A 24,408-nucleotide genomic window follows, 5' to 3' on the forward strand; every position below is an offset into this window, starting at 1 on the left:
CGGACCGGCCGGGCCGGTTCCATGACGGGACCTTCGGCGCCTATTATGCCGCGCGCCAATTCGAGACGGCCGTCGCTGAAGCCGCCTGGCACAAGGGGCGTTTCTACCGGGCCACCGCAGAAGCCCCTGGCTGGTTCTCGCAGATGCGCGAACTGGTCGGGGCGGCGACTGCCCGGCTGCATGATCTGCGCGGTCAGGTCGCCTTTGCGCCCTGTCTCGCGCCGGAGGATTATAGCCAATCTCAGCAATTGGCCCGGCATCTGCGCGGGAGTGGATCGGACGGCCTGGTCTATCCAAGCGTCCGGGATGCGGGGGGCGAATGCATCGCCGCCTTCTGGCCGGATGTCGTCGCGCTGCCGGTCCAGGGCCGCCACCTGGCCTATCATTTTGATGGACAGAGGATTGATCTGGTCCGGGATGAAAGCGGCGGGGATATCTGGCGGCTGGACTGATTGACACGTTGAGGGGGGGGGCGCCGCTCGCCTGGACGGCGCGCCAAGTCGCCCCGATCGGGGTTGTCGTCGTGATATTCGGGACAGCGCAGCTATCTTTGGCGCTCGGTACCGGTATGCGGTGCGCGGTGCCCCCCGCGTTGACTGTCGAGGTCGGGGATCTTTTCCTCTCGCCCGAAGCCTCATGAGAACAGCCGGATCCGGCGCCTTCGCGCTCAAGATACATTGCGGATGGGCGTCAGGATGTTGAAAGCGCTCGCCTCCTGATCATGGACGACAAACAAGAAATCGGCACAGGCTTTTCTTTATCTGCGCAATTAGCTGAGCGATATTTGACTTATCTGGACTATTGCCCCCCGCCTTTAAATTGCGCTGGAATTACCCGTTGACGGCTCGCGGATCAGCCTATACATCGGCGCCTTCCTACCCCGTGCCCAGATGGCGGAATTGGTAGACGCGCTACGTTCAGGTCGTAGTTCTCGCAAGGGAGTGGAGGTTCGAGTCCTCTTCTGCACCAGGAATCCCCATAGGTTATTGTTTTTATTCGACTTATTGGTAACTTTCGATTCCGGCCCACCTTTCGGTCCACCTCGATTTTCCCGCAACTATGTTCCGCTATGTTGCCGAGTGACTCCCACATTCAAGGCCGGTACACTCAACTCGCCTAGGTAATGTCGTAATCTTGGGCATCGCGATGCTCTTCATTAGCGGAGACATCGTGATGAGGATACTTTCAAAGCGTCAGTGGAAGGAGCTGGTTTTGTACTCGCCGCAACATAGCGCCAGACTGGACGCTCTGCCCCACCGAGGCGGTCCACCAATAATGTTAGTCCGGCGGTTTCCATGTAGCGGCGTTCATGCCGCCACCTCCCCACAGTAAGGCGGTATGAACGCCGCGGGCAAGATGGTTTGTGGAGCAGGTGGTCGGTAGCCCAGAGAAGAGTGTGGGCGCACGGTGTTGTAGTGCCGCCGCCAAGCCTCGATCAGGATCTGGGCTTCCCTGAGATCGAAGAAGATTTCCCTCGCCAGCAACTCGTCTCTGAGCTTGGAGTTGAAGCTCTCGCAGTAACCGTTTTCCCATGGTGAACCCGGTTCGATATAGAGCGTCTTCACGCCGACCCGGCCAAGCCAGTCACGCAGCGCGGTGGCGATGAACTCCGGGCCATTGTCGGAGCGGATATGCTCAGGCGGGCCATGCGCGACGAACAGCTCGCCCAGCGTGTCGAGCACATCGCGGGAGTTGAGCCTGCGTTCGACGCGGTTGGCGAGGCATTCGCGGGTGAACTCATCGATTACACACAGTATACGGAACACCTTGCCGTCATGCGTACGATCCTGAACGAAGTCATACGACCAGACATGGCCTTTGTGCATTGGCCGCAACCGGATACAGGAGCCGTCATTCAGCCATAACCGGCCGCGTTTTGGTTGTTTCATCGGAACTTTCAGCCCCTCACGCCGCCAGATGCGATAGACGCGCTTCTCGTTCACATGCCAGCCATCCCGTCTCAGCATGGCTGTGATGCGGCGATAGTCATACCGGCCGAACCGCTCGGCCAGGGCGATGATGGCCGCTGTCAGCACATCCTCGTCCTGACGCACCACACGCGGCTTACGCTGGGTGGAACGGTGCTGGCCGATCACACGGCAGGCCCGGCGCTCTGTTGCACCGAGTGTCTCCACCACATGATCGGCCGCTTCGCGTTTGCGTGAAGGGCTTAGAACTTTCCCTTTATGACTTCCTGAAGGATCTGGTTGTCGAGAGTCAGATCGGAGATGGCGCGACGCAGCCGCGCATTCTCCTTCATCCGTTTGGCCTGGCCAACCTGCAGCCCGCCATACTCCTTGCGCCACCGATAATATGTCTGTTCCGTCACACCGATCGAGCGCACAGCCTGTGCCGTCGTCTCACCACGCGCGAGGCGCACCTCTACCTCCTGCAGCTTCGCAATAATCTCTTCAGGCGTAGATCTCTTGCCCATGTCTCAGCTCCATATCTGAAGCCGGAACTAACTCAAATAACGGACCATTTTTGTGGGTGCAGACCGGTGGGACGAGAAAGAGTTCGAGCCGTATGTCGCTTACGCGGTGGAGTGTCGACGCCGGGTCAAGGAGCAGATGAACAAGCGCAAGCCGGACGACGAGTTCGAGCAGATCAACTTGTCATACATAGCGAGCGATGACAGGGAGGTAGTGGTTTCCTGTCCTGAATCTCAGAATGCGATTGCAACCCAACAACCAGCGCGGCGTGGTATAAAAGGGTCGACGCCTGTCGATGATAGTCGCCCTTCAAATGAAGGTCAGGAGACAAAAGTCTCTCGGCCTGCCCTAGGCGCGCTATCAGCTTCGGCTACGCCTAAGCAGGAGGTGACCGAGCCCGAGGAGCAACACTTTACGATTCTGTATGGTGATACTGGGCATAGCTACGAATCGATAATGGGCGACCATCTGCGTGGCGCCAAAGGTGTCATTATAGAAGACCCCTACATCAGATTGCTCCATCAAATTCAAAACTTTATTCGATTTTGCGAAACGTGCCTGAACGTAGGCACGATTAATTCAATTACACTGATCACCGGGTATGACGACGATACCCAGTTGTCGGAGATCTCCGAAAAACTCGATGATTTGAAACAAAGTCTCTTGGAGTTGAATATTATCTTGGAGGTCAAGTTAAACCCAAACATTCATGACCGTGAGATTCGGTTGGACAATGGATGGGTCATCAAGATTGGTCGAGGACTTGATTTTTACCAGAGGCCTGAGAGCTGGTTTTCCATCGGGGTCTATGATCTGAGTTTAAGGAAGTGCTTGGAAACGAAGGTCGACATTTTTAAGTCACCTCTGTAATGCGCAACAGTCGCGCTCGCTAAACCCAAAGCGCAAATAAAAACCACCCCAGCCAATACGTCCCCTTGTCCTTCCCCCTTAAGCCCGGGCCAAATTCATCTTAGTGATTTTGGCGGTTCAGGAGGGATTGGAGATGGCTCGGAAACGTTATTCGGATGAGGACGTGGCATCGGCCCCCGTGGAAATCCTAATCAAATCCTAAGTGATTGGGCGGATATTCCCGTCCGGCTTTTGCAGAGGGCTAACTGAGCGCGGGTAGGGTTAACCCTACAGGCCGAGGATTCCCATGCAGCGATATAACAATAAATCCAAAACGTCGTCCTGGGATAGCCCGGTGGATGCGTTTGCCGAGTCCATCCTTAGCCCGGACCGCCTGCAGCAATCGATCATTTTCTACAGTGCTCTAACAGCCCTTATCATCATGTTGACCACGATCACGAGCTTATTTGTGGTCGGTCAGTACAAACCGAATATCGGAACCCTCGTAGACGCACTCACGGTGGCGGCGTTGATCGCATCTGCTTACTTGGCGGCCCAACGTAAATTCATGTTGCTACAGGGATTGCTGCTCTGCGTGAGTATTCCGGTAAATCTGCTCGCGATGCTTGTATTGGACCATGAAGGCATATTTGTCGGTATGCTGTTGCTTAGCATCACGCCGATCATCTGGGGGCTCTTCACCACAATGAAGCTGAGCTTTGCCTACACTGCTTTCATCGTGGGGTTCATCAACTGGTATATGGGGCCAGCCGACCGGCTGGATGTGATCGTGAGCGGAGTAGACAACACGTCACTCACAGCTATCGGGCTGAGCCTGGTTGCCATCGCATGTTGTGTTGCGGCTGTGTTGCCGAAGCAATTTGGGCATAATGTCTACACTACGCTAAAAGAGGTTCTACAACGCGAGAACAGATATCGAGGACGGTCTACATCGTATGCCGAGATGTCGTCGGACTGGCATATCGAAGTCGATTCGACTGGCAAGATTGTCCATTATTTCGGCAAAGGCGACGCCCTTGGTCGTCGCTGGCGCGATGTGTTGGTTGGGTGGGAAAATGATGAGGCGGCATTCAATGGTGCTATTCAACGTCGTGAGCCGTTTTCGAGGATAAAAGGTATTCTACGCGCCGATGGGGTCAATTGCAGCGTCGAGGTTAGCGGGCGTCCGCTATTCTCCGAGAGTGGGGAATTTACCGGGTATCTGGGCGTGGCACATGACATCAGTGTGCGTGAGGAATTTGAGCAGAAGCTGAAGCAGCAGGCTACGACCGATCTTCTAACTGGCTTGGAAAATCGCCATGCATTCAACTCTCTGATCGAATCCTACAAGAGAGATGATCGCCCCGCCTTGATGAGCGTGCTCTACATCGATCTCGACAAGTTCAAGGAATTGAATGACCGGCATGGTCATGCTGGCGGGGATGCGGCGTTGATCGCACTCGGGGGGCGATTGAAACATCTCGCCGACAAGGACGATACCATTCGCATGTTCCGGATTGGCGGCGATGAGTTCTGTTGCGTTGTCGGCAGGGCGGTGAACCTCGGCGAAATCTCGGTCCTGGCAAATCGGATCAGGTCCCTGGTATCAAAACCAATTGCATATGACGGTCGCCTTATTGATGTAACGGCGTCCATTGGTGCGGCCATCGGCTTGCAGGGACAATCTATCGCGGACGTACTGGAACAGGCTGATGCAGCAGTATACGAAGCAAAGTCACAAGGTGGCGATTCCTGCGTCGTTCCGGATGCGAAAGTACGGCAACGCCTGGAGCGCCGCCTGTCCATTCACCGGGATCTCATGCCTGCGATAGATGAGGGCACGATCGAGTTGCATTACCAACCGATTGTCCGGGTTTCAGATTGCCGACTGGTTGGCGTCGAAGCGTTGGCGCGGTGGACCCACCCGAAGTACGGATCGATCAATCCGTCGGAATTCATCGAGATCGCTGAGGCAAGTCGGCACATCATTGCATTCGGACAGTATGTGTTGCGTCAGGCATGCGAAGACATTCTCGGCTGGATGTCGAAGAGCGGTGACAGCATTCGGTTGAGCGTTAATGTATCACCCAACGAATTATTGTCCGACGGTTTTTGTGAATCGGTCGGGGAAATACTTCGAGAGACAGGGTTTCCCCCGAACCTGCTAGAGCTTGAAATCACCGAGCGCGGCGTGCTGCGCAACATAGAAACTTCGTGCAAGGTGATTGAGGTAATCCGGGAAATGGGGGTCACGATCGCGCTGGATGATTTCGGGACCGGGAATTCCTCGCTCAGCCGTCTGGAGCATTTGCCGGTGGACCGGGTCAAGATTGATCGCTCCTTCTTCGTCCGCGCGGAAGAAAGTGATCGCGCCCGTCAAGTCCTCGGCATTCTGTCGGGCATGAGCCGGGTTCTGGATATCAATGTGATTGCCGAAGGTGTGGAGACGGAAGAACAGTTCCGCTTCGTGAATTTGGCCGGCTTTGGTGAAGTACAAGGCTATCTGTTCGGTCGACCTGCCCCGATTTCACAATTGGGACTGGGTATCACGTCGAGTGGCCGTACGGGGCAATTGGCGTGAGTATTACGCGTCGCTGATTGCTTCTTCGATCTTTGGAAGCGTGTGATGCGCCAGATCGCGGTTGAGTTCCGCCACGATTGAAACCGATCCTGAATCCGTGAGCATCGGACGTAATTTGCCGAGTGAGCGAGGATCTGCTGCGACAACAAGATTTGCCGGAACTGATTTGCCTATTTCCTTCAAGGCCATCTCAGCGACGGTTGACAGGAAGCGCTTCTCCGCAAGGTCGTGCCAGTCAGTCTGCTCTGTCGCAGCATGTGCGCCGGAAGGTGTCTTGAATCGCCCGGCTCGATCACTTGACTGATCTCGGTTCGGGGGATTGTCGTCTGTTAAAGTCTCGACAATTCTCAGGTCCAGCAAATCCGCATCGCCCTTGTTTTCCAAAAGCAGTGCTTTTGCGCCATCGCACACAAGGACGAACGCTCCGGTTGGCAAGTGCATAATTTAGTCTCCCAAATGATGCATTCTGCGGGATCGTTCGGTGCCCGGTTTGATCGGTGTCAAGCTTGAACCCTTTCAGGAGGTCAGGACTTCTGACGTTCAGGGCGCATCCAGGCGGCAACAGTGTCCAGGGTCATGCCGGGTTTTCGCTGATCGCGGCCCGCGCATCTGCTGTGACAAAGCAATCTGCATAATCCCCACAAACGGGCTCTGGTGACAGTCGGATCGTGGCGACAGCTTCATATTCTCGCTTGGGCTTGGAGTGCCAAGGGCTATTCAGTTCGTAGACCCCGAAATAGTAGGGGAACATGGCATCCGCAGATTGACGATAGGTGCACGCTGTGTCGGGAGATGTTCTGAGCGTTGTCGTGCAGGCGGTCTCCCGACCGACGATCGTGAAGCTTCCGGCGAAATTCTCTTCAGCGATGTCGACCATGCGATGAAACAGGCTCGCTTCCACCTCGTCTCGGCTTGTCTCTGAATTCCCCCGGAAACTTACCCGTATCAGCCCGTCGCCAACGTTTTCACTCGTATAGCCGTGAAGATTGGTTGCGGGCTGGTAAGGGGTCGGCGCTGTCGCGCAGCCTGTCAGCAGGGCTGCGGCGAGTAATGCGATGGATGCGATAGGTGGGGGATTGAGAGTGACCATGTTTCGTTTGCCTCAATTGGTAAGACTTGGATGATGGACCTTAACCAAACGCGAGCGCCCTCTATTGATGCTTGTCAATTGGGGGAGTTGTTTTCAGTCCTATCGGATGCGTCGCATGGCGAGCCGCATCTGTTTTTCCACTTCGAGCAAGCCGAAAACCGCGATCCCTGCACCGATTATAATGCAAGCGTAAAATGGAGAGAGTGGAACGGTGCCGAATACGGTCTGGGCGGCTGGCAGGTAGGTGGCCATCAGTTGACCGATCATGACGATCAGGAGTGCCGCCCAGACAGAGGGTGTGCCTTTCAGCCCATCCAGTGTGCTGGAAGCGCCATGAAGATAGCGAACGAAGAACAGGTAGGCGACCTGGAGGACGACCAATGTATTAAACGCAACGGTCCGGGCCAGCTCAATGGAAGCGGAGCGATCTAGCGTATAGGTGAAGACTGCGAAGACGGCAGCCGCGAAGAGGACGGTAGCAACGACGATGTCCGCGAGCAATCCACCGTCTAGCAGGCTTGCATCACGCTTGCGAGGCGGCTGTTCCATACTCTTGGGCTCAAGGGGTTCCAGCGCCAGTGCAAAACCGAGAGTCATCTCCGTGATCAGATTGATCCACAATATCTGAATTGCGGTCACCGGAAGCGTCGTGCCGAACAGAAGCGCGAGGATCACCACACTGGACTCCCCGCCGCCGGTAGGGAGAGTCCAGCGGATCAGTTTCCGAATATTGTCGTAGATTCGACGCCCCTCTGTCACCGCGGCAGCGATCGAAGCGAAATTATCGTCTGCCAGGACGACTGCGGCAGCCTCCTTCGCGGCTTCGCTACCCTTGACGCCCATTGCTACGCCAACGTCGGCGCGTTTCAGGGCAGGCGCGTCATTCACGCCGTCTCCGGTCATGGCCACGATCAGGTTTTGGCTCTGCAGGGCCTGCACCAGGCGCAGTTTGTGTTCAGGGCTCGTGCGCGCGAAGACATTGGTCTCCAGCGCCGTGTGGACAAGGTCGACATCATCCATCGCATCCAGATCACGGCCTTCCAGGACGTGACCCGGGTGAGGAAGTCCGATTTCCTTTGCGATGGCCGCAGCGGTGCCGGCATGGTCGCCAGTGATCATTTTCACCTGGATACCAGCGGCATGACACTCAGCGATAGCGTCGACAGCCTCGGCGCGAGGGGGGTCTTTCAAACCGACGACGCCAAGAAACACCAGGGCGCCTTCTAGCGCTTCCCGGGTCAATGCCTGATCCGGTTCGGCCTGTGCAGACGCGAATGCAAGTACTCGCTGTCCCCGCGCAGCCAATTTTGCGGCTAATGCCTTGATTTCCTCGCGGTCGATGGGGACCGGTGTTCCACCTGGACCGATCATGTGCATGCAAAGCGCCGAGATATCCTCAGGTGCACCTTTCGCGTGGATTTGCACGCCCGCTGGCCCCGCATTCCTGGTGGCCATGAAGCGGTGGCGGGAATCGAAGGGGAGAACGGCTTGGCGCGGAGTGTCGCGTCGCACATCCTCGGCATTCCCCAAGACCTTTCCGGCGAAGGCAAGAAGTGCACCTTCCATGGGATCGCCACTGACGACCCAGGCGTCGCCGTGTGTCGTCAGACTGGAATCATTGCAGAGCGCCGCTGTTTCCGCGAGTAGCTCAACGACAGGACGGATGGTCTCCGACGGCGATGGCGTAATATCCCCGCTTGGCGTGTATCCATCTCCTGTCACATCGAATGCCTGTGATGCGATGATGAGTGCTGAGACCGTCATTTCATTGTGAGTTAATGTGCCGGTCTTGTCCGTGCAGATGACGGAAACAGCGCCCAGGGTTTCGATAGCAGGCAGACGTCGAACGATTGCATTCTTTCCAGCCATTGCCCGAACACCAATCGCCATGGTGATGGTCAGGACTGCCGGTAGGCCTTCCGGAATGGCGGCAACCGACAAGCCAACCACGGACATGAAGGTTTCGGAAAAGTCAGCATGTCTGATGAACACGCCGAATGAGAGCAAGGCGGAACCAATCAGCAGGATCAGAATGGTCAGCCATTTGGCAAAGGCATTCATCTGGCGCAGCAGTGGCGTCTGCAGCTGGTCCACAGATGACAGCATACTGCTGATCTGGCCGATTTCCGTATTGACGCCCGTTGCGGTGACCAATCCCTCGGCCTGCCCAGTGGTGACAATGGTACCACTGAATGCAGAGCTCGAACGGTCTCCCAGGACCGCGTTAGCGCGCGACGGTTCCACGGATTTCTCGACAGGTACGGATTCTCCAGTCAGGATTGCTTCCTGAATTTTCAGGCCACTGGATTTTATCAGCCGGAGATCTGCCGGAATTCGGTCTCCAGCCTCAACGAGCACGATATCCCCCGGAACAAGGGTTTCTGCGTCGACTGTTATCCTGTCTCCATCTCGCAGCACGGCCGCATGAGGAGAGAGTAGGGTCGCGATGGCCTCGATGGCGGATTCTGCGCGGCCTTCCTGAATGAAGCCGATGACACCATTGGCCAGCACTACGAACAGGATCACGGCCGTATCGACGGGATGACCGAGCCACCATGTGATGGCGGCTGAGGCGATGAGCACATAGATCAGGGCATTGTGGAAGTGGCGCAGGAACCGTAGCAGAAGTGGCGTTCTGCGTCCGCGGGGCGTCCTGTTTAATCCGTATTCACTCAAACGGGCTGCCGCTTCAGCCTGTGTCAGTCCAAGCCGGGAGGACGAGAGGCGTTCCAAAGCCGCTTCAGTCGGTTCGGCATGAACAGGTACTGACATATGGTTGGGGGTTGGCCGATGATCATGCATGGGCGTGGTCCGGATCCTGTGTCGGGATGCGGAACAGATACATGATTGCGTGTGGTTCGCGTCTCCGTAGAAGTACGGATGGAGACGGGGTGGTGCGGGTGAGTATAGTGTCATGCGATCATGAGGTATTCGATCTCGCGGTCGACTTGAGAGGTTTACTCCCATGACGTTCAAGACAATCTTCGCTCCGCTCGCTTTTGAAGAAACAGCAAGACTGGTGTCAGAGACAGCCTTGTTGCTCGCGGGTGCGTTCAAGGGCCATGTGATGGCTCAACATGTGCGTCCGCGTTTTACAGGCTACCCGCCCATGGAGTTCTATCCAGCATCTGCCTCAGCCACCGTGATGGCAATGGAGGGGCATGATGAAGCCGCGGGCCGCTATGCCCGCGCGTTGCGAACGAAGTTCGAAGATCTCTGCGCTGCTTCGGACGCCCATGTCGTGCCGGTACCGGAGGCGTTGAAACAAAACGGTGTGACCGCTTCGTGGACAGAAGAAGTTGGACAATTCCCGCTCAATTACGGTCTTTCGGCACGTGCGGCAGACCTTGTCGTCATGGCAATTCCCGATGCCAAGGGGGCGCATCCGGAGCGTGAGCTGTTTGAAGCCGTGTTGATGCAATCGGGTGCGCCAGTTTTCCTTACGCCGCGTTCTGGCCTGAGCGCCGTACCGCGCCGACCGCTGGTCGCATGGGATGGCAGCCTGCAGGCATCAAGAGTCGTCCGTGCGGCTCTTCCCCTACTATTGCAAAGTGACGAGACGACACTGCTGACGATTGGGGAAACGGACGCAGCCACGCCGAGCCTTGAGCAGGCAAAGCTGTGGCTCGAGCGGGCAGGGGTTCTGGTCACGAGCCGTCACGTGGAGTGGCCGGAGCGGCCAATCGCGGAACGAATTCTCAATCAATGCGAAGCGAGCAACAGCGATGTTGTCTTGATGGGCGGTTACTCTCATTCCCGGTTGCGTGAATCCATCATGGGCGGCGTGACCTTGCACATGATCCAGCATTCAGACTTGCCAATCTTGATGGTTCATTAGGGGGCGTGGATGAACGTGTTGACGCCCGCACCGGCATCGTATGCAGATACCGATACGGGCGTGCTGCTGTCTGCCCGGGGGCTGACCAAGGTCTATGACACGGGTGAGGTCAAAGTTCAGGCGTTGCGCGGGGTTGATCTGGACGTTCGGCGAGGCGAATTGTTGGTCATGCTGGGAGCGTCCGGCAGCGGAAAGTCCACCTTGCTCAACATTCTCGGAGGACTTGATCGCCCGACCGAGGGGGATGTCCAGTTCGAAGGCAAGTCACTTACCCGGAGGTCGGACGCGGGATTGACCCGGTACCGCCGGAACCATGTCGGCTTTATCTTCCAATTCTACAATCTCGTACCTAGCCTGACAGCGCGAGAGAATGTGGCGCTGGTGACAGAGATCGCACGTGATCCCATACCCCCTGAAGAAGCCCTCGCCATGGTTGGGCTGAGTGCGCGCCTGGATCACTTCCCAGCTGAACTGTCCGGGGGCGAACAACAGCGCGTGGCCGTTGCACGAGCGATCGCAAAGCGACCCGCATTGCTCTTTTGCGACGAGCCAACCGGTGCCCTCGATAGCAAGACCGGCATCCAGGTTCTGGAAGCGCTTGACCATGTAAACAGTGAACTCGGCGCGACAACGGTCGTCATCACGCACAATTTCGGTATCTCCGAAATGTCAGACCGCACAATTCGGCTGTCTGATGGGCGCATTGTGGATGTTGAAGAAGTCGGCAGGGCGAAGAAGCCGGCTGATTTGTCATGGTAGGATGGATATCTGCGCTGGACCGCAAATTGTTGCGGGATCTGTTGCATATGCGCGGTCAGGGGCTGGCCGTGGGCGCGATTGTGGCGTGCGGCGTAGCGATCATGGTGATGGCGCTAGGTGCGATATCGTCTCTCGAGTTGAGCCGCGATACTTATTACGACCGGTTTCGATTTGCGGACGTCTTCTCGAATGCGAAGCGCGCGCCCGAGCGACTCGCAAATGAAATCGCGGAGATTGATGGCGTCCGAACCATCGAAACACGCATTTCTCGCCTTGTAACACTGGACATTGAAGGCATGCGCGAGCCAGCGAACGCTCAATTGGTGTCGGTGCCTGAGAACGGAAAACCAAGACTGAACGGCGTCCTGCTGTATTCCGGACGCTTCCCCGATCCCAGCCGCCCGGACGAGGCAGTGGTTTCCAAGGCGTTCGTAGATGCGCACGGGTTTACGCTGGGCAGCCATGTACGTGCCATCATCAATGGACGTGCGCGTGACCTGGAGATTGTCGGGGTTGGGGATTCCCCAGAGCATGTCTACATGCTGGGCCCGAGCGGTCTGCTACCTGATGAAAAACGTTTCGCTATCTTCTGGCTAAGCCGTAGGGCACTTGAAGCGGCCTTTGATCTGGATGGAGCGTTCAACAGTGTGAGCGTCTCTCTCAGTCCCGGAGCCAACTCACAAAGGGTGATCGACTCGCTGGACAAATTGTTGGAGCCATACGGCACTGGCGGGGCTTATGGCGCGGAAGATCAATTGTCTAATGCGTTCATCGAAAGCGAGATGCAGCAACTGGCATCGATCGCTGCGATCATACCGCCAATATTCCTGATTGTTTCAGCCATGCTGATAAATGCGATTCTGGCGCGACTGATCGCGACGGAGCGCCAGCAGATTGGTTTGCTGAAAGCTTTCGGTTACGATGAGTGGGAAATCGCCTGGCACTATGTGAAGATGGCGTTGGGCATGGTGATCGGAGGTATCCTGGTCGGTTTTGTCCTTGGTGTAGCACTGGCGCGCTTGATGACCAATCTCTATACGGATAGCTTCCGGTTTCCCGATATGATTTTCCGGCTGGATCCGTCGGCATTTGTGATCGGTGGGGGGGCTGCAACCCTTGCCGCGATATTTGGCGCAGTCGGGTCCGCGCGATCTGCAGCGAAGCTAGCGCCAGCCGAGGCAATGTCTGCTGCGCCGCCAACCGTTTATGGAAAAGGACCGGTTCAGCGTGCGTTCGCACACATACACTTTGATGAGCCAACCCGCATGATCCTGAGGCATGTCACGCGGTGGCCCGTGCGTGCAGGCGTGACCGTCATAGGCGTTGCGGCGGCGCAAGCCTTGCTGGTGGGGACTTTGTTTGCGTTCGATTCAATTGACGAAATGATGGAGCAGCACTTTCACCGCACGGATGCATACGACGTCGCAATCAACTTTGTCGAACCGACAAACATTGGCGCTGTGCGAGAAATAGAGCGAATGCCGGGTGTGCTTTCGGTGCAGCCTAACCGGGACATCTCTATCCGCGTGAGGCATGGCCAGTTGGACGAACGGGTGAGGTTGGTGGGTGTGGAGCCTGACGGCCGGCTGCGGCGGCTGCTCGATGATCAGGATAAATTCCTGGGTGTTCCGGATCGAGGATTGGCTGTGTCTTCGCAGCTGGCAGGAATGATCAATGTCGGGCGCGGTGATCGGGTCAGTCTGGAAGTGCTTGAAGGGGAAAGGCCGACGTTGGATGTGTCCGTTACGACCATTGTGAATGAAGCCATGGGATGGCCAGCATTCATGGATGTGGATTCGCTAGAGCGCGCCTTGGGTGAAAGCAATGTCGTCAGTGGTGTTTATGCCATGATTGATCCTGACAGGGAGGCAGTCTTCAGCGCTGCGGTTCTGGAGCGCCCCGGGATTGCCAGCGTCTCTCTCCAGCGCGCTTCGATTGAGAGCTTCAATGACTCAATGGAAGAGAACATCAATATCATGATGACAATCTACGCTTTGATCGGCGGCGCGATTGCCGCGGCGGTCGTTTACAATGCTGCGCGTATCGGCCTGACTGAGCGAGGTCGCGAGTTGGCCAGCCTGCGTGTGCTCGGATTTTCGGAAGGCGAGGTATCTTACATCCTGATTGGAGAATTGGCCTTGCTGGTTTTCCTGGCTCTGCCGCTGGGTGGGGCGATGGGAATGGGGCTCGCCTATCTCGTGGCGATATCAATGGCGACTGAATTATTCCGAGTACCCATTACAGTCGCCCCCTCCACGCACGGGCTGGCCGCCTCCATTGTGATCGTGTCATCGATCGCCGCTGCTCTATTCGTGCGCCAGCGCGTGAAATCGCTCGACCTTATCGCCGTTTTGAAAACCCGGGAGTGACCTCATGGCCCTTCGTAATCGTCTTCTGTTTTGGGCTGTCATCGCCATAATTGTGCTGGCGCTGGCGGTTTGGGCATTCTCACCCCGCGCCATCGACGTAGATATCGTGAAAGCAAGCAGGGGGTCGATGACCGTTTCCGTAAATGAGGAAGGCAAGACGCGCATCCATGATGTCTTTGAAATCTCCGCGCCTGTCTCCGGGCAATTGGAGCGGATCAGTCTCGACGCAGGCGACTGCGTATATCAAGGGGAGACCGTCGTCGCAGGCATCCGGCCGGTGGCTGCGCCCGTGCTGGACAGTCGATCCCAAAAGCAATTGTCGGCAGTTGCCGATGCTGCCGCTGCTGCTGTGACGGCGTCCAAGGCGGAGCTCGACCGGGTTCGGTCCGAACTGAATCATGCCACAACGGATGCCAATCGTTATCGGCTTCTGGCACCGGGTGGCGCGATATCGCGCCAGATGCTGGAACGGGCCGAATCCGAAGAGACGACGCTGCAGGCGGCTGCTCGGGCCGCGGAAGCTGCACTTGCCATGCGCCGGCAGGAACTGGCAGCTGCCCGCGCTGCGCTTAGACCGAGCAGCGAGGACGAGGGCGGAGAGCTCATCGATGTCATAGCACCTATCGATGGGGTTTTGCTGCGGCGCCTTCGCCAGAGTGAAGGACCGGTGGCACAGGGCGCGCCTCTTGTGGAAGTTGGGGATCCTAAGGAGATCGAGATCGTGGCGGATCTGTTGTCGGAGGATGCGGTGCGAATTTCACCCGGAGATCCAGTCGTCATCTCTGACTGGGGTGGGCCCGTTCTGCATGGTAAGGTCCGGCAGATCGAACCTTTTGCCTTTACAAAAGTATCCGCACTCGGGATTGAGGAGCAGCGCGTGAATCTCGTTGTGGACTTGCTGCAAGGCCAGCCTGCGGATCGGCTGGGGCATGGATACAGGGTAGACGTGGCCGTCCAGATCTGGTCGCAGGACGATGTTCTTACGGTCCCGATAACTGCCCTTTTCAAGCAGGACCGCAGCTGGTCTGTCTATCGCGTTGAGAACGGCCGCGCACGCTTGCGTCAGGTAACGATCGGGCATTTGAATGGCCAGGAGGCAGAGATCCTGTCGGGTCTCAATGAGGGAGACGTGTTGGTAGAGCACCCTTCCAGTCGGATTGTCGACAAGGTGTTGGTGCGCGCCCGTGAAGCCGCACAAACGGCTTTCGAAACGCCGGATGATTCAGACTCGGCTGCAGTGCAGCTATCGGCCACGTGGGACAAAGCGGTAGGTGGCTGTGATTTTCTGATCCGCTAGAGAAGGGAGGCGCATTCGCGCGCAATGATCCGCTCTTCATCCGCGACAACGCGCACCACCGGAACCGACGCCCCCCCGGGAGATAGAACTTCTGCATTTGCTTCATTCGCGGTGTCGTCAAGAGTTGGGCCCAGCCAATCGAGGTGCTGAATAATTCGTGAGCGGATTGCTGATGCGTTTTCACCGACCCCGCCGGAGAATACAATTGCGTCAAACCCTTTCATATCTACGGCAAGTGAACCGCATTGGCTGGCGATCCTGTAGCAATATAGATCGATAGCTTCTTTCGCCTCTTGGGCAGGGCTTTCCAGAAGCGTTTTGGTATCTCCCGATATGCCAGAGACGCCAAGTAGGCCAGACTTCGTATAAAGCAGGTCGGAAACCTCTTCGACTGGCATAGCACGATCCTTGATCAGGTGCAGGACCACGCCCGGATCCAGATCCCCGCAGCGAGTCGCCATGGGCAAACCATCAAGTGCGGTCAGGCCCATGGACGTGGCGATGCTTTTTCCGTCAATCATGGCACAGGCGCTCGCGCCGCTGCCCAGATGCAAAGCAAGCACACGCTTTGGACGCGCGCCCAGAACCTCGCCAAGAGTTTCTGCTATGTGTGCATAAGACAATCCATGAAACCCAAAGCGCAATATGCCTTGCTCACTTAGCGCGCGGGGCAAGGCGTAGAGTTCGGCAATGTGCGGCATGGTCCTGTGGAACGCTGTGTCGAATGACAAGGTTTGACGAATCTCGGGCAGGGCATTTGCAACGGCTTGCACGCCCGCGAGATTATGCGGTTGGTGCGCTGGCGCGAAGACTGCGAGGGCCTGTAAGCGCTCAATAGCCCTGTCGCTAACGGCGACCGGGCCCTCAAACAGGGTGCCGCCATGCACGATCCTGTGTCCTATGCCGGAAAGCGTCACACCGGCATCCTGCCTGGTTAGCCATGTTGCAAGCGCGGTGATCAAATGTTTTGGATCGGGTGTGCCAGCGATGACACTTTCAAGCGGATTCTGTTTATCTGGGTCTGAGACGTCCACGCGTCGCGCGCCAGAAAGGTCGCGCACTGCGCCGCGAAAGAGGCATCTGCCCAACCCGCCGCCATCGTCGATTTCGAACATCGAGAATTTGAGACTGGAAGAACCGACATTGAAGGTTGCGACAGCGCGGCGCGTCATGACTGGTCTCGCTGCCAGTGCGCCACGGCTGACGCAAAGGCGCATGAGGCCAGTCGTTCTTCGGCACTGTCGGCGCGGCTGGTCAAAATGATCGGAACACTGGCGCCCAGAACAATTCCAGCCGCAGACGCACCGGCAAGATAGTCCAGCTGTTTGGCCAACATGTTTCCAGCCTCGATGGCGGGAACGATCAGAACATCTGCATCCCCGGCGACCGGAGACTTCAGGCCTTTGGTTGCGGCCGATTCAGGTGAGACCGCCAGGTCAAATGCAAGGGGGCCATCCACGATGCCGCCCTTGATCTGACCTCGGTCCGCCATCTTGCACAGGGCGGCTGCATCCAGGGTGGACGGGATGATCGGATCCACCTCTTCGGTTGCAGACAGGATGGCGACTTTTGGCGGATCGATGTCGATGGCACGTGCCGCGTCAATTGCGTTCTGCGTTATCCAGCGTTTCGAGGTGAGGTCCGGCGCAATGTTGAGAGCGCCATCACTGATGAGTAACGGTTTGTGATACCCGGCGGTCGAGAGCAGGAACACATGGCTCATGCGCCGGTCAGTGCGCAAGCCGCCGTCGCGTTTGACGACTTCAGCCATCATTTCATTTGTGTGGAGTGCGCCCTTCATGAGGGCATCTGCCTCGCCTTCATGGATCAGCTCTACGGATCGTGCTGCGGCCGCGTGGCTGTAGGGTGCTTCAATTTGCACAAGGCCAGAGATGTCCAGGCCCGCCGATTCCGCTGCGGCCGACATTTTGGCAATGGGTCCCACCAGGATGGGCGACATGATACCTGCCTGCGCCGCGTCCAAAGCACCCTTCAGGCTGGAGGCGTCTACAGGATGTATAACCGCAACGCGCAATGTGGGGCCCGATTGAGATGCAGCTTTCGCAACGAGCCAATCGAACTTGCCGTCCATATCGTTGGTCACGGCTTGGGTCGGCTTTTTGCGGGATATCGAATTGTGCGGATCATGCGATCACTTTCTCCAGAAAATTGTTTTGTACACTCAATCCTGACGGAGACATTTCGGCAAGCCCGTAGAAGTACGTGAATTCAGGGGTAATGCGTATTTCAAGGCGAGATAGACTTTGGTTGAATGGCAAAAGACAGAGCTCAAACTCGCATACATCAACCCTTGCAGGAGAAATGCCGTGGCCCAGACAAAATCCCAGACTCCGAAAGCGACAGCGAGCCCGAAACCAAGTCCGCAAGTCGGCACAAACGGAACAGGTTTCATTCCCAATAGCGCGATACCGATCCCGGTAGCCGACACGATGCAATTTGGTGCCGACAGCATGAAGCACTTCATGGAGGCAAGTCAGGACATGGCGAAATTCTACAACAGGCGTCTGCGGAAGGACATTTCTTTCATGAGCGAACTTGGCACTTGTAAATCCCCACAACAGGGTGTCGCAGTTTGGTGTCGCGCAGCCAGCGAAGCAGCGCATGATTATGTTGACCAGTTCGACCGCTATGTGGCGATCACGCTGGATAGCTCATCACCTGAGTAACACTAAGGTGCACAATCAGCTTCACCCGTAGTCAGAGGAAAATCCCTCTACGGATGTACTTGCGACTTGCAAGCGCAAGGTCCCGTATCGAGACTTCAAGTTTCGAACGTAGTTGCAGCATTCATCGTTCGAGGATTGATCGGCAATGGAGAGTGGCTGACTTACAGGGCCATCCTGCGATGTCTGCGGTCAGCTTCATCATTCTGACCAGCCAGTCGTTTGAGATACTGGCGATTCTTAAGGCTAAAGCGATCAGCCCGAGGCATGTCGATGACGCCATCTTGCTTGAACTGGTTGAGCATGCGGCTAACCGTTTCAAGTGTCAGCCCCAGATGATCGGCCATATCACATCGGCTCATGCGAATAGGTGTGTAGCCGTCAGCTTCGGGCGCGAAATGTGAGTCCAGGAAAAGTACGAAATCTGCCACTCGCTCCTTCGCACAGCGACAAGCCAGCAACGTGGCCTGACGGCGCGCGTCTGCGGAAGCCTTGTCTATCTCGTGGAACACCGTCTGACGAAATTGCGCTTCTTGCAGAAGGCGTCGCTCAAAAGCTTCACGGCTCACATAGTTTGTTTCCACGCGGCTCAGCGCTTCTGCACTTGTCGGGCTGGTGGTGCACAAACACAGGGAAACGTAGTCACCCGGGCCCGAAAATGCTTCGATCTGACGATGCCCGTCCGCCGTGACCCGGTAGACCGTTACGGTGCCCGATACGATCTTGTGGATACCCCGCTCAATGTCGCCTTGATGGAAAAGGTGAGCCCGGGCGGGGTAGACCTGCCGTGTGCTAGCCAAGGTCGCATGCGCTTCATGAACTGCTGCAAACCGTGCCATGCCATTCTCCTAGCAATCATCCATCAAGTAAGAATGATGCAAAGCGGCGGCGCGGACACTCCGGAAGAATACGCATATTGGAAAATGGGGATGATAAGAGGGCCGGCTGGTGTGCGCGGCTGGTTGAATGATATGCCGGTGAAATGGCAATTTAAGCGATCAGGCCGGATTGGATGGCCTTGACGACCACTTCGGTCCGATTGCGTGCTTCCAGTTTCAAGGCCAAGGACCGCAAGTGTAGTTTTACCGTCGTTTCCTGAATGTCGAGCAAGCGGGCGATCTGCTTATTGGACTCTCCTCGCTGCAGGCAGAACAGAACTTCTCGTTCACGTGGTGTAAGACTTGAGCCATCCGCTCCTTGGCCCTTTTCAGTCTGTGTGGGACTGAAAACCTGTCCAGCCAGAATAAGCCGGACCGCGGCGACCAGGCCATCGCCCGGCATCGTCTTGGGAATAAAGCCCCGGGCGCCACTTTCCAACAGGGCGGTTATCTCCATTTGACCTGCGACACCTGACAGGATCGCAATCGGCTGATCGGAAAACATGGCAATAAGTTCTTTGACGTCCTGAACACCCGTGATGCCCGGCATCCGCAGGTCCAGCAAAGCGAGATCATAGCGATCGCCATTCTGAAGAGCGGTCCGAACGACATCGCCATCGCGCATGATGGTAATCTTCGCATCGGGCAATTCGTGCTCCAGCAGTGAGCGGACGGCGTCCAGTACGAGATCGTGATCATCGGCAATTAGAAGGTGCATGCTGTAAATCCGATTCAATCGTTCGCTGACAATGGTGGGTGTGCCGGCGCGGTTTTGCCAATCTTGTGCAGGGTGGCCCATAATTTCTCACGAGACAGTGGTTTGGCAATCGTCGCGGCCAGACCGGCTGGCAAAGGGGAAGCGAGAGCGCCGGAACTCATTACGACGGGAATGTCCGCCCGGACATTCAGCAATTCGAGAACCAGTTCATCACCGCTCATTTGTGGCATGCGCCGGTCCGTTACAATCAACTCGAAGGCCCAGGGTGCGACTTTGAAGACGCCAAGCGCGGCAACCGGATTGGTAAAGCCCACAGCATCCCAACCGAATTCTCTCAACAAGGCCACGACAAGGTCTACCTGAAACTGATCGTCGTCAATTACCATCGCGCCTTGAGCGCTTGAAATTGGCGTATCGGTGTCGATGATGGAATTGGAAGATGTTCTGGAGGCGCAAGCATCCAGCAAAGGCAAATCGATTACGACCATCGTACCTTCGCCCGGTCGACTGTAAGCGCGCATCCGACCGGTCTGCCCCTGTAGCAGGGCATCGACGGTGACAAGGCCAAGTCCGCGACCGGTACCTTTGGTCGACTGAAATGGCAAAAAAGCTGTATCAAGAGCTTTTTGAGACATGCCGACTCCATCGTCGCGCACGATCAGGCGCGCAGCCGGGAATGAGTGGCAGTCTCCGCGGTTGCAAATTGCGGATGGGTGGAAGTCCGGTTCTACCGTAATGTCTTCATCAATCTGCTCCAGAGAGAGGTAGACACTCCCATTCTCGTTGATGGCCTCGCGCGCATTCTTGACAAGATTGAAGACCATTCGGGAAAACAGGGTTGGATCGGTTTCGCAGATAAGCTTGCTTGTGGTCGCCAGAGTTTCGAAGCCCTGCGTTGCCAAGAACTGGTTGCTGTTGAGTTCGCTGACATCCCGCACGAGATCGTTCAGGGAACAGACTTTTTGCTCTGGTTCGGTATCGAAATGCATCAGGTCTTCGACCAGATCATTGGCCTGATTACAGGATTGCAGAATGCGCTCTATCAACAATTCGGAGATGTCGGCCTGTCCGTCGTCAGTCAATAATTGCGCGGAGGCGTTTATGATGGCCAGAATGTTTGCAAAGTCGTGCCCGACCGATTTTGCCATTCGGCCGAGGGCATCGCGGCGTTCAGCGTCGAGTAGCATTTCGTGCAATTGTTCTCGCTGGGCCTCGCGGCGCCGAATTATGCCCACATCGCGAGTGGAGCAGAGAATGCCTCCATCCGCGATCGCCGTCAGCGACAGATCCTGATGGACTTTCGAGCCATCATTGGCAATGCCGACAACTTCGCCCCGCCAATATCCGTTTTGCTGGAAGAGAGGAAAAATGTCGCGCTCAAATCGGTGCAACGTGTCCTTGGCGTACAGAATCGTCCAGGGCTGTCCGATACACTCACTGGCATAGGCATACCCGAACATGCTGGCATGGGTCGGATTCATGTAGGTGAATATGCCATCCTTGTTGGTGATGGCGACACCGTCGGCAGACACATCAATCGCGGTTGACAGATGTTTGACCTGAAGGGCTTCTTCGCGGAGCTGTTCGGTGATTTCATAAAGTTCAGCGGATCGAACTTCCAGCAGGTTTTCCGCAGCCGCGCGTGCAGCAGACTCTCTGTCGAGCTTCCGCTGCAGTCTTGCCAGATTTTCTTCGCTTTCGTTCAAGTTCAATCCCTGCGGAACACGTGAAATTCCGCATTATAGAGGTACCGATGTTTACTATCGGTTCGTACAATCTCAAAATCTTCGAGTTTATTATAGTGATCAAGGGCTGCCATGATCATGCCTTCACATAAATCGGCCATCGGTCGTCCTGAGGCGTATGTGATGCGCATTTCGCGGTCTCGATCACGAGATCGGGGCTGGATATCCGGCACTTCAGCATCGGGATAGAGTTTACGCACATCTCGGTGGATGACGCCATGAATGCGTTCGATCAAGTCGAAGGCATGATCAATACCCTCTTGAGGGTGTCCCGCAATTAGCGCGGGGAACAGGCTGCGTCCAAAACCAACCAGTAATTGTCGCGCTGACCGGCCTGTCTGATCTGAGAGCGCGGTAACCAGTTTCAGCATTTCGACATGGTCGTAATATCCGACATTCGTATATATTCCGTCCGATTCCAAATCGGTCGTGCGTAGCAATTCGTCGATTGTGGCTTCGCCGAACTCCTTTTCTGCGAATTCCAGAAACTGTCTGAACACAACTCCCTTCATCATTTGGCTCCAGTTCATCCAAAATTCAGCGAAGCAACAGACCTCGGCCCGATCGCGCCAAGGCTTTTATGCCTTTTGATTGAATACCAGTGATCGATTGAGCGAACTACCTGACCAAAAGGTCAGGTCGGCCCCGCCCTTTGCGCTGCAAGACCGTCCTTCCGGAGAATATACCGCACTACAATAAAGGCCGATTGTGTCCTCGAGCTTAGTACTCATTCGGGGATACGAAATGACGAACTTGAAACTGACACTGCAATCAATTGTGATCTCTGCATCGCTGGTCTCTGCTATCCCGGCTTCCGCCCAGATAAGCATGGAAGCCGGTGGATGGTCAGATGCGCCGCTTGGCTTCAGCCGCGATGCCCAGGCCAATCGGATCATCATCGCCGGAGGGGGATCAGGATCCTCAGCCGCCACCGGTTCATTCGGGAGCACGCGTGCGATGATGCCGTCATGGTCAGGTACGACGACTGGCGGCAGCGCAACCGCAATCGGCAACATGATCAGTGTGGAGATTGAAGGAAACAACAACACCGTGATGGTGGATGCCTCCCAAATCAATTTGGGAAACCAGTCCGCAATCGTTGCCCATCTTCCAACGAGTGGGGGTGACTGATCATGACCTGTCGCAAAGCATTTCGCACGTTTCTGATCGGCGCAGGTCTGGTCATCTCGACGGCTTGCACGTCGATGGAAGGGATCGTCTCCAATCCGGACTATCTGTCGACCGGCGCAATTGTGGAAAACAGCTCCACTGCCTATTCGGGCCAGCTCACTTGCATGAAGTGGAGCACACCAGCGGAAAAGCCACGGATCGCCGTGGGCGACATACGCGACATGACCGGAAGATTTTCGACATTCGAAGGCGCAGTGGCCACGCAGGGCGCCTCTCTGATGGTGATGTCGGCAGTTAGCCAGGCTGGTTTCCCACTCGCCGAGCGCCTTGATACCGCCGTTGCCGAGCAGGAGCTTGAATTTGCAAACAATCGCCTGATCAGTGAAGCGGGCGAGCCAACCGAGGACTACCGTAAAGTATTCACAGGTTCTATTGTCGGCAGCGACTACATCCTGCTCGGCGGTATCACGGAACTGAATTTCAACGTGCACAGCAATGTTCGCGAAGCACGTATAGGGCCGGTTGTTGGTGGTAAGCGCCACTATGCAATGACCGTCGCTCTGGACCTTCGTCTGGTCAACGCCACTGATTTGAGCGTGGTGAATCTGGTCAGCCAACGGAAAATAATTCGCGGGCGCGAAATCCGCGCGGGTGTGTTCGAATTCATTGGGGACACAACCATCGACATCGGCATGGGCGAGCGCGCTCAGGAGCCTGTGCACACCGCAATCCGAACGATCGTCGAAAGCGCCGTTTTCGATCTCGTCTCAGGCATCGCCGGTCCGTCCGCGCAAGCCTGCGCTCAAGCAGAGTTCGTCATGTCGGACGTGCCTGCCTTTCAACAGACTAATCATTAAAGGAGAATATTCATGAAACGGTCTGCTCTTTACTTCGCTTCTGCCCTCATACTGTGCGGACAGGCGGTCGCCGACCGCGGCAACAATAATGGCAGAGGTCCAGTCGATGTCGATCTCGGCATTGGAGACGTCGTCGATGCCTCTGTCGACATTGGTGGCGACAGTGTGGTTGATGCCGATTTGGACGTGCTGGGCGATTCAGCTCTTGGTGACGTGTCCGATGCCGCCGCCAACGCAATTGACTACGCAACGCGTCAGGTCAACAGCGGCAATCAGAGTGCCACCCTCAACCTCCTCGGCGGTGCGATGGGTGAAGTCACCGGCACGGCTGCGACAATCGGCAATTCCTATTCGATCGACTCGGTTGCCGACGCCGTCTCATCGGTCAACCAAGGCAATTCAGGTGCAGCCTATGCCAATGCCAATGTGAACATCGAGAATTCCGGTATCGCAACAGCGACGGCAGCTGCCATCGGCAATACTGCATCGGTCACGTCAGAAGCCAGCACACTCGCAAGCCGCTCTACGCAATCGAACAGCGGATACATGACCACTCAGATGAATGCGACGATCAGTGATATAACTGAAGCCACCGCAACGGCGGCATCGATCGGCAACTCGCTATCCGTTGAGATCCCGGGAAGCGGCAGTATGACTGCTCAACAGTACAATTCCGGTACGATGGTCGCCGAGTTGAATGGTCGTTTGGTTGGCTTCGCTGACGGAACAGCCACCGCAGCTGCGATCGGCAATTCCGCATCGCTCACCAGCCTCAACTCGGATGTCGTGGGCAACGCCCTGACTCGCGTCAGACAGGCGAATTCTGGCCATCAGATTTCTGCACTTGCTGCCCAGGTGTCCCATGGTGCCGAGGCTGCTGCTACCGCAGCGTCCATCGGCAACACGGTGAACATTTCGGTTCAGTAGCTGCGGAAGAGGGCGCCGGGCGGCCGTCAGTCCCCCGAATGATCGTTCGGTGCCCTCATTTTTGGCCGGTTCACTCACCGGTCTCCGGGCCCGTCCGCTTTTGCGGCGGGCCTTTTTTCTTCGGTGAAGACTACGGTTTGGCGGTCTTGGCTTGCATGGAAAACCCTCCATTTGCGCTTTCTCGTATTTGCATGGTTGAAAGTGCTGCTATCCGCGCATAGTCCAGCGTGGACAGGGGCTTTCGGCTATGACA

20 protein-coding genes, 1 tRNA gene and 1 pseudogene are annotated in these 24,408 nt (G+C 56.4%); 12 read left to right on the forward strand and 10 right to left on the reverse strand.

The window, feature by feature from the left end; all coding sequences use genetic code 11:
* A partial coding sequence (locus L53_RS04980; protein ID WP_034812711.1) for an RES family NAD+ phosphorylase occupies positions 1 to 452 on the forward strand: 452 nt, incomplete at its 5' end.
* Positions 453 to 884: 432 nt separating this feature from the next.
* Positions 885 to 969, forward strand: a tRNA-Leu gene (locus L53_RS04985).
* Between the two features lie 338 nt (positions 970 to 1,307).
* Here L53_RS04985 and L53_RS04990 read toward each other — a convergent pair.
* Positions 1,308 to 2,434, reverse strand: a protein-coding gene (locus tag L53_RS04990; protein ID WP_156947827.1) for an IS3 family transposase whose coding sequence is annotated in 2 segments (ribosomal slippage) — positions 1,308 to 2,188 and positions 2,188 to 2,434 — 1,128 coding nt in all. Because the reading frame shifts where the segments join, the coding sequence is not laid out codon by codon here.
* A 73-nt stretch (positions 2,435 to 2,507) separates the two neighbouring features.
* Here L53_RS04990 and L53_RS05000 point away from each other — a divergent pair.
* Both L53_RS05000 and L53_RS16240 read left to right on the forward strand, forming a co-directional pair.
* A pseudogene (locus L53_RS05000) lies at positions 2,508 to 3,302 on the forward strand (MIT C-terminal domain-containing protein); the annotation flags it as partial.
* Positions 3,303 to 3,588: 286 nt separating this feature from the next.
* Positions 3,589 to 5,862, forward strand: coding sequence for a bifunctional diguanylate cyclase/phosphodiesterase (locus L53_RS16240; RefSeq protein ID WP_051607605.1), 2,274 nt, complete (start codon positions 3,589 to 3,591; stop codon positions 5,860 to 5,862).
* A 3-nt stretch (positions 5,863 to 5,865) separates the two neighbouring features.
* On the opposite strand, the gene L53_RS05010 is transcribed toward L53_RS16240, so the two are convergent.
* From L53_RS05010 to L53_RS05020, 3 genes are all read right to left on the reverse strand, one after another.
* Positions 5,866 to 6,303 carry a host attachment protein gene (locus tag L53_RS05010; RefSeq protein ID WP_034812718.1) on the reverse strand — a complete coding sequence of 146 codons (438 nt, stop codon included), beginning with the start codon at positions 6,301 to 6,303 and terminating at the stop codon, positions 5,866 to 5,868.
* Between the two features lie 133 nt (positions 6,304 to 6,436).
* The gene (locus L53_RS16245) at positions 6,437 to 6,952 is read right to left on the reverse strand and encodes a hypothetical protein (protein WP_051607606.1); all 516 of its coding nucleotides are present in this window, start codon (positions 6,950 to 6,952) and stop codon (positions 6,437 to 6,439) included.
* A gap of 99 nt (positions 6,953 to 7,051) precedes the next feature.
* The gene (locus L53_RS05020; RefSeq protein WP_233347581.1) at positions 7,052 to 9,754 is read right to left on the reverse strand and encodes an HAD-IC family P-type ATPase; all 2,703 of its coding nucleotides are present in this window, start codon (positions 9,752 to 9,754) and stop codon (positions 7,052 to 7,054) included.
* Between the two features lie 163 nt (positions 9,755 to 9,917).
* Here L53_RS05020 and L53_RS05025 point away from each other — a divergent pair, with 163 nt between their 5' ends.
* Genes L53_RS05025 through L53_RS05040 form a run of 4 tightly spaced genes read left to right on the forward strand, consistent with a single transcriptional unit; the run spans position 9,918 to position 15,215 of the window.
* Entirely contained in the window at positions 9,918 to 10,790 is an 873-nt protein-coding gene (locus L53_RS05025) for a universal stress protein (RefSeq protein ID WP_034812720.1), read from the forward strand.
* Positions 10,791 to 10,799: 9 nt separating this feature from the next.
* Entirely contained in the window at positions 10,800 to 11,549 is a 750-nt protein-coding gene (locus tag L53_RS05030) for an ABC transporter ATP-binding protein (protein ID WP_051607607.1), read from the forward strand.
* Positions 11,543 to 13,918: an ABC transporter permease gene (locus tag L53_RS05035; RefSeq protein ID WP_051607608.1), complete on the forward strand. Its 2,376-nt coding sequence runs from the start codon at positions 11,543 to 11,545 to the stop codon at positions 13,916 to 13,918. The genes L53_RS05030 and L53_RS05035 overlap by 7 nt, the downstream gene beginning before the upstream one ends.
* A gap of 4 nt (positions 13,919 to 13,922) precedes the next feature.
* Positions 13,923 to 15,215: an efflux RND transporter periplasmic adaptor subunit gene (locus tag L53_RS05040; RefSeq protein WP_051607609.1), complete on the forward strand. Its 1,293-nt coding sequence runs from the start codon at positions 13,923 to 13,925 to the stop codon at positions 15,213 to 15,215.
* On the opposite strand, the gene L53_RS05045 is transcribed toward L53_RS05040, so the two are convergent.
* Positions 15,212 to 16,387: an acetate/propionate family kinase gene (locus tag L53_RS05045; protein WP_034812722.1), complete on the reverse strand. Its 1,176-nt coding sequence runs from the start codon at positions 16,385 to 16,387 to the stop codon at positions 15,212 to 15,214. The two genes, L53_RS05040 and L53_RS05045, sit on opposite strands and share 4 nt — an antisense overlap.
* Positions 16,384 to 17,346, reverse strand: coding sequence for a bifunctional enoyl-CoA hydratase/phosphate acetyltransferase (locus L53_RS05050; RefSeq protein WP_084333121.1), 963 nt, complete (start codon positions 17,344 to 17,346; stop codon positions 16,384 to 16,386). Before L53_RS05050 ends, L53_RS05045 begins: the two co-directional genes overlap by 4 nt.
* Positions 17,347 to 17,542: 196 nt before the next feature.
* Here L53_RS05050 and L53_RS05055 point away from each other — a divergent pair, with 196 nt between their 5' ends.
* Positions 17,543 to 17,902, forward strand: coding sequence for a hypothetical protein (locus L53_RS05055; protein WP_034812726.1), 360 nt, complete (start codon positions 17,543 to 17,545; stop codon positions 17,900 to 17,902).
* A gap of 161 nt (positions 17,903 to 18,063) precedes the next feature.
* On the opposite strand, the gene L53_RS05060 is transcribed toward L53_RS05055, so the two are convergent.
* The 4 genes from L53_RS05060 to L53_RS05075 all read right to left on the reverse strand — a co-directional run bounded on the left by L53_RS05060 (position 18,064) and on the right by L53_RS05075 (position 21,755).
* Positions 18,064 to 18,738 carry a Crp/Fnr family transcriptional regulator gene (locus L53_RS05060; RefSeq protein ID WP_034812728.1) on the reverse strand — a complete coding sequence of 225 codons (675 nt, stop codon included), beginning with the start codon at positions 18,736 to 18,738 and terminating at the stop codon, positions 18,064 to 18,066.
* Positions 18,739 to 18,889: 151 nt separating this feature from the next.
* A complete protein-coding gene (locus L53_RS05065; RefSeq protein ID WP_034812872.1) occupies positions 18,890 to 19,495 on the reverse strand; it encodes a response regulator transcription factor in 606 nt (201 codons plus the stop codon).
* 14 nt (positions 19,496 to 19,509) lie between these two features.
* Positions 19,510 to 21,201: an ATP-binding protein gene (locus L53_RS05070; RefSeq protein WP_034812730.1), complete on the reverse strand. Its 1,692-nt coding sequence runs from the start codon at positions 21,199 to 21,201 to the stop codon at positions 19,510 to 19,512.
* Between the two features lie 2 nt (positions 21,202 to 21,203).
* Positions 21,204 to 21,755 carry a heme NO-binding domain-containing protein gene (locus L53_RS05075; RefSeq protein ID WP_198019745.1) on the reverse strand — a complete coding sequence of 184 codons (552 nt, stop codon included), beginning with the start codon at positions 21,753 to 21,755 and terminating at the stop codon, positions 21,204 to 21,206.
* 229 nt (positions 21,756 to 21,984) lie between these two features.
* Between L53_RS05075 and L53_RS16250 the strand changes: the two genes are divergently transcribed.
* The 3 genes from L53_RS16250 to L53_RS05090 are packed head-to-tail and all read left to right on the forward strand — an operon-like array spanning position 21,985 to position 24,155.
* On the forward strand, positions 21,985 to 22,371 hold the full coding sequence (locus L53_RS16250) for a hypothetical protein (RefSeq protein WP_051607613.1): 387 nt from the start codon (positions 21,985 to 21,987) through the stop codon (positions 22,369 to 22,371).
* 2 nt (positions 22,372 to 22,373) lie between these two features.
* Entirely contained in the window at positions 22,374 to 23,228 is an 855-nt protein-coding gene (locus L53_RS05085; RefSeq protein WP_051607614.1) for a CsgG/HfaB family protein, read from the forward strand.
* Positions 23,229 to 23,240: 12 nt separating this feature from the next.
* On the forward strand, positions 23,241 to 24,155 hold the full coding sequence (locus L53_RS05090; RefSeq protein ID WP_034812733.1) for a hypothetical protein: 915 nt from the start codon (positions 23,241 to 23,243) through the stop codon (positions 24,153 to 24,155).
* Positions 24,156 to 24,408: the final 253 nt, after the last annotated feature.

The sequence above is a fragment of the Hyphomonas sp. L-53-1-40 genome (assembly GCF_000682775.1).
Classification (GTDB): domain Bacteria; phylum Pseudomonadota; class Alphaproteobacteria; order Caulobacterales; family Hyphomonadaceae; genus Hyphomonas.

What these genes read in the sequence shown, in the direction of transcription:
- L53_RS16240 (WP_051607605.1), top strand. Translation starts at nt 3,589, where the DNA reads ATGCAGCGATATAACAATAAATCCAAAACGTCGTCCTGGGATAGCCCG.
- L53_RS05010 (WP_034812718.1), bottom strand. Translation starts at nt 6,303, where the DNA reads ATGCACTTGCCAACCGGAGCGTTCGTCCTTGTGTGCGATGGCGCAAAA.
- L53_RS16245 (WP_051607606.1), bottom strand. Translation starts at nt 6,952, where the DNA reads ATGGTCACTCTCAATCCCCCACCTATCGCATCCATCGCATTACTCGCC.
- L53_RS05020 (WP_233347581.1), bottom strand. Translation starts at nt 9,754, where the DNA reads ATGCATGATCATCGGCCAACCCCCAACCATATGTCAGTACCTGTTCAT.
- L53_RS05025 (WP_034812720.1), top strand. Translation starts at nt 9,918, where the DNA reads ATGACGTTCAAGACAATCTTCGCTCCGCTCGCTTTTGAAGAAACAGCA.
- L53_RS05030 (WP_051607607.1), top strand. Translation starts at nt 10,800, where the DNA reads ATGAACGTGTTGACGCCCGCACCGGCATCGTATGCAGATACCGATACG.
- L53_RS05035 (WP_051607608.1), top strand. Translation starts at nt 11,543, where the DNA reads ATGGTAGGATGGATATCTGCGCTGGACCGCAAATTGTTGCGGGATCTG.
- L53_RS05040 (WP_051607609.1), top strand. Translation starts at nt 13,923, where the DNA reads ATGGCCCTTCGTAATCGTCTTCTGTTTTGGGCTGTCATCGCCATAATT.
- L53_RS05045 (WP_034812722.1), bottom strand. Translation starts at nt 16,387, where the DNA reads ATGACGCGCCGCGCTGTCGCAACCTTCAATGTCGGTTCTTCCAGTCTC.
- L53_RS05060 (WP_034812728.1), bottom strand. Translation starts at nt 18,738, where the DNA reads ATGGCACGGTTTGCAGCAGTTCATGAAGCGCATGCGACCTTGGCTAGC.
- L53_RS05065 (WP_034812872.1), bottom strand. Translation starts at nt 19,495, where the DNA reads ATGCACCTTCTAATTGCCGATGATCACGATCTCGTACTGGACGCCGTC.
- L53_RS05075 (WP_198019745.1), bottom strand. Translation starts at nt 21,755, where the DNA reads ATGATGAAGGGAGTTGTGTTCAGACAGTTTCTGGAATTCGCAGAAAAG.
- L53_RS16250 (WP_051607613.1), top strand. Translation starts at nt 21,985, where the DNA reads ATGACGAACTTGAAACTGACACTGCAATCAATTGTGATCTCTGCATCG.
- L53_RS05085 (WP_051607614.1), top strand. Translation starts at nt 22,374, where the DNA reads ATGACCTGTCGCAAAGCATTTCGCACGTTTCTGATCGGCGCAGGTCTG.
- L53_RS05090 (WP_034812733.1), top strand. Translation starts at nt 23,241, where the DNA reads ATGAAACGGTCTGCTCTTTACTTCGCTTCTGCCCTCATACTGTGCGGA.